The sequence below is a fragment of the Martelella sp. genome, from assembly GCF_984369615.1.
On record NZ_CFHTCS010000422.1, the window covers coordinates 1 to 3,392 of the forward strand.

Genomic DNA, 3,392 nt, shown 5'->3' on the forward strand with positions numbered 1-3,392 from the left:
CGTCGACCTGCACGACCTCTTGATCTCCCAGCCCGACACCGGCGAGCAGGCGCTCGAGATCGCCGACACGCTGGTTCGCTCCGGCGCGCTGGACGTGATCGTCGTCGATTCGGTCGCAGCACTCACCCCGCGCGCCGAAATCGAGGGCGAGATGGGCGACAGCCTGCCCGGCTCCCAGGCCCGGCTGATGAGCCAGGCGTTGCGCAAGCTGACCGCCTCGATCTCGCGCTCAAACTGCATGGTCATCTTCATCAACCAGATCCGCATGAAGATCGGCGTCATGTTCGGTTCGCCGGAGACGACGACGGGCGGCAACGCGCTGAAGTTCTATGCCTCCGTGCGTCTCGACATCCGCCGCATCGGCTCGGTCAAGGATCGCGACGAGGTGGTCGGCAACCAGACCCGCGTCAAGGTCGTCAAGAACAAGATGGCCCCGCCCTTCAAGCAGGTCGAATTCGACATCATGTATGGCGAAGGCGTTTCCAAGATGGGCGAACTGATCGATCTTGGCGTGAAGGCCGGCATCGTCGAGAAATCCGGTTCGTGGTTCTCCTATAACAGCCAGCGTCTTGGCCAGGGCCGCGAGAACGCCAAGACCTTCCTCAGGGAGAACGCCGCGATTGCCGAAGAGATTGAACTGGCGCTCCGGCAGAATGCCGGGCTTCTGTCCGAGGGCCTTTTGGATACCGACGAGGAAAGCCAGGCGACCGGAACGGACGACGATTGATTGAGGCTTCCGTCCGGCGCGTGATCCGGGCGCCTGTGAGATGCACTGACAGCGGCTTTGCGGAGCCGCTGTTTTGTCTTGTCTGGACAGTGGCGACGCCTGCCGCTAAAAGCCCGGGAAAGTCTCGGCAGACAACACCGATATATGAAGGGGCGTGGCACTCATGAGTGGCGTGAATGAAATCCGGTCGACATTTCTCGACTTTTTCAAGCGGAACGGACACGAGGTCGTCGCTTCCAGCCCGCTTGTGCCGCATAACGACCCGACCCTGATGTTCACCAATGCCGGCATGGTGCCGTTCAAGAACGTCTTCACCGGGCTTGAGCACCGTCCCTATTCGACCGCGACGACGGCGCAGAAATGCGTGCGCGCCGGCGGCAAGCACAACGATCTCGACAATGTCGGCTACACCGCGCGCCATCACACCTTCTTCGAGATGATGGGCAATTTCTCCTTTGGCGACTATTTCAAGGAACAGGCGATTTCGCTTGCCTGGGAGCTGATCACCAAAGAGTTCGGCCTGCCGAAGGACAAGCTGCTGGCAACCGTCTACCACGAGGATGACGAGGCGTTCGAGCTCTGGCGCAAGATCGCCGGTCTTCCCGAGGACCGGATCATCCGCATTGCGACCTCCGACAATTTCTGGTCGATGGGCGATACCGGGCCCTGCGGCCCCTGCTCGGAAATCTTCTATGACCACGGCGAGCATATCTGGGGCGGCCCGCCCGGTTCGCCGGAAGAGGACGGCGACCGCTTCATCGAGATCTGGAATCTCGTCTTCATGCAGTACGAGCAGATCACGCCGGAACGCCGCGAAAACCTGCCGCGCCCCTCGATCGACACCGGCATGGGCCTCGAGCGCGTCGCCGCCGTGCTGCAGGGCAAGCACGACAATTACGATATCGACCTGTTCCGGAAGCTGATCGGCGCTTCGGTCGAACTGACAGGGGTGAAGGCCGAAGGCGAGCGACAGGCCAGCCACAGGGTGATCGCCGACCATCTGCGCGCCTCCGCCTTCCTGATCGCCGATGGCGTGCTTCCCTCGAACGAGGGCCGGGGTTACGTGCTGCGCCGGATCATGCGCCGCGCCATGCGCCACGCCGAGCTTCTTGGCGCCCGGGAGCCGATCATCTACCGCCTGCTGCCGACGCTCATCAGTGAGATGGGCCGCGCCTATCCGGAACTTCAGCGCGCCGAGGCGCTGATTTCCGAAACGCTGAAGCTGGAGGAAACCCGCTTCCGCAAGACGCTGGACCGCGGTCTGACGCTGCTGGAAGAGGCCACCCGCGACCTCTCCAAGGGCGACAGTCTCGACGGCGAGACCGCCTTCAAGCTCTACGACACCTATGGCTTCCCGCTTGACCTGACCCAGGACGCGCTCAGGGCGCGCGACATCCATGTCGACCTGACCGGCTTCCAGGACGCCATGCACCGCCAGCGCGCCGAGGCGCGCGCCCACTGGGCCGGCTCCGGCGATACGGCGACGGAAACCATCTGGTTCGAGCTCGGCGAGAAGCACGAAGCGACCGAGTTTCTCGGCTACGAGACGGAAAAGGCCGAGGGCGTGGTGCTGGCCATGGTCAAGGACGGCGCCGCCGTGGAGAAGGCCGAGGCCGGCGATATGGTTGCCGTCGTCGTCAACCAGACGCCGTTTTACGGCGAGTCGGGCGGCCAGATGGGCGACACCGGCACGATCGCGACCGACGCGGCCAGGCTGCGGGTGACCGATACGCAGAAGAAGGGCAACGGCCTCTTCATCCACTACTGCAACGTCGAGAAGGGCACGGTTTCGCTTGGCGAGCCGGCGAGCCTCGAGGTCGATCATGCACGGCGCGCGCGGCTGCGCGCCAACCACTCCGCGACCCATCTGATCCATGAGGCCTTGCGTCAGAAGCTCGGCTCGCATGTGGCCCAGAAGGGCTCTCTGGTCGCGCCCGAACGGCTGCGCTTCGACATTTCCCACCCCAAGCCGATGACGAGCGAGGAACTCGCCGTGGTCGAGGACATGGCCAATGAGATCGTGCTGCAGAATGCGCCGGTCTCCACCCGGCTGATGGGCGTCGACGACGCCATCGCCGAAGGGGCCATGGCGCTGTTCGGCGAAAAGTACGGCGACGAGGTGCGCGTCGTTTCCATGGGCACGGCCACAACCGGCGAGAAGGCCGGCAAGACCTACTCACTCGAACTGTGCGGCGGAACCCATGTGCGCGCCACTGGCGAGATCGGCCTGATCCGCATCGTCGGCGAAAGTGCGGTGGGCGCCGGCGTGCGCCGCATCGAGGCGCTGACCGGCGTGGATGCGCGCCGCTACCTCATACGGCAGGATGACAAGGTGAAGGCGCTCGCGGCCGCCCTCAAGGTGCAGCCGGACGAGGTGGCAAACCGCGTCTCGGCCCTGGCCGAAGAGCGGCGCCGGCTGGAACGCGAACTGACCGAAGCGCGCAAGCAGATCGCGCTCGGCGGCTCCGGCCCGTCCGACGAAGCGGAAAGGATCGGCGACCTCTCGCTTGCCGCCAAGGTGCTTTCCGGCGTTGCCGCCAAGGAGCTGAAGGGTCTTGCCGACAGCGCCAAGAAGGACAGGAGCCGCACCGTGGTCGTCTTCATCAGCGTGGCGGAGGACAACAAGGCCAGCGTCGTGGTTTCCGTTACCGCCGACCTGACCGAC

At 64.5% G+C, this 3,392-nt stretch carries 2 protein-coding genes; both read left to right on the forward strand.

Annotation, left to right across the window (positions count from 1 at the left end; translation table 11 throughout):
• The coding region (gene recA, locus AC5DC2_RS21510) for a recombinase RecA (protein WP_491699958.1) at positions 1–727 on the forward strand (727 nt) is incomplete at its 5' end.
• 163 nt (positions 728–890) lie between these two features.
• A partial coding sequence (gene alaS, locus AC5DC2_RS21515) for an alanine--tRNA ligase (protein WP_491699959.1) occupies positions 891–3,392 on the forward strand: 2,502 nt, incomplete at its 3' end.